At 26.1% G+C, this 1,886-nt stretch carries 2 protein-coding genes; one reads left to right on the forward strand and one right to left on the reverse strand.

All coding sequences use genetic code 11. The features are described 5' to 3' along the window. The coding region (locus ACERKK_RS13050) for a GGDEF domain-containing protein (protein WP_373773510.1) at positions 1-734 on the forward strand (734 nt) is incomplete at its 5' end. An 18-nt stretch (positions 735-752) separates the two neighbouring features. Here ACERKK_RS13050 and ACERKK_RS13055 read toward each other — a convergent pair. After that, a partial coding sequence (locus tag ACERKK_RS13055; RefSeq protein WP_373773511.1) for a GGDEF domain-containing protein occupies positions 753-1,886 on the reverse strand: 1,134 nt, incomplete at its 5' end.

Here is a 1,886-nt window from a genome sequence, read left to right on the forward strand (position 1 = left end):
GTTCTAAAAATGTATTAAATATTAAAGAAAAAATCCAAAGTATAAATCTTACAAAAGATGGTCTTGATGAATTAGCTGATTTACAAAATGAACTTATTGGTGCTGCTTCATTAATCGAAGAAGAAATGAGTGCTGTTAGTTCTAAGCTAAAAAGTGGAAAAAGTAAAGTTGAAGAATTAGAAGAAAAAGTAAAAAGTTTAGAAGAAGAACTAAATAGAACAAAAAACGAAAGTATGACTGATCATTTAACTGGACTTCTAACAAGACGAGCTTATAGTAATGAAATAAGAAAAATAGAAAACTCTTATCAAAGAAATCATTCACAATATGCTGTTGTATTCTTTGACTTAGACCACTTTAAAAAAATAAATGATACTTATGGTCATGATGGTGGAGATGTAATTCTTAAAACTTTTGCAAAAGTTTTAGAAAAATGTACAAGAGAAAATGATATTGTTGGAAGATATGGTGGAGAAGAGTTTGTAGCTATTGTTCATTTTAATTTAAATAGAGAACTTTTACAATATTTAAAAAGAGTAAAAACAATTGTTACTGCAAATGATTTTAAATACAAAGATAAAAAAGTTAAAGTAACTTTCTCAGCAGGTGTTGCAATAAGAAGTAATCATGTTTCATATGCAAGTGCTATTCAAAAAGCAGATATGCTTTTATATGAATCAAAAAAGAATGGAAGAAATCAAATCAGAATAGAAGATGGACAAACTATTTCATAGTTTATCCTCTTCTTTTTTTTACTTAATTTTATAATCACCACTAATATCAGCCTCTGCTAATAAGTCTTCACTAAATTTAACAACTTTATTTCTACCTGTTTCTTTAGCATGGTAAAGTGACATATCTGCATATTTAATACATTTCCAAATACTATTACTATCAGTTGGGAAAACAGAACAACCAACACTTAGAGTTTTACTAAAAGTTGTACCTTGTGCTGAAATTTTTTCTTTTGAGAAATTAATTCTAATAGTTTCTGCAATTCTAGTAATATTTTCTAAATCACAATTATATAATAAAACTAAGAACTCTTCTCCTCCATATCTAATAGCAATATCAGAAGACCTAATACTATCTTTAATAACATTTGAAACAACTCTAATAGCATCATCACCAATATCATGTCCATAAGTATCATTAATCATTTTAAAATAATCTATATCAATCATTAAAATAGCATAAGATATTTTTGCTCTTGCTGCTTGTGGAATTGATACATCAGCAAATTCATCCAAGAATTTTCTATTATACATTCCTGTAAGTTGATCAACTCTTGCCATTAAATTAAGCATTTGCATTAATTTTTTACTTACAATTGCAGGTCTTGCTGTTGTAATATAATCTTCAATATCACTCATAATTGTTCTTACTCTAGAAGTTTCTTCTTTTGTTTTTGTTACAATTGTTGTTACTAAAGTTAAATCATTTGATATTGTATAAGGTGTACAAATATACTCACTACCTTCTAAGTTATATAGTTCACATGACTTAGCAAAGATACTTGAATCAACATTTGAATGAATTCTATTTGCTCGACATTCACCATTTATTACATCACAGTGAGACTCTTTTTCACTATATACAATTTTTTTATTTTTTGTTGAATTATCTATTTCAATAATTGAAAAGTCATCTAAACCAAATCTTTCTCTTAAAACATAAGCAATTCTATTATAGATATCTTCAAGCTCTTTATCATTTTCTATTGTTTGCTTAAATTTATAAATATCTGATAACCTTTCAATTGTATTATTGATATTTTTTAAAGGGTCTGTTTCTTTTACATAGTTTTTATTTTTGATAAAGATATAAACTTTTCTATCTAACTCTTCAAAAGTATGCTGAAGTTTTTCAAGCATAGTATTTAAAAG

This window comes from Poseidonibacter sp., from assembly GCF_041821165.1.
Classification (GTDB): Bacteria; Campylobacterota; Campylobacteria; order Campylobacterales; family Arcobacteraceae; genus Poseidonibacter.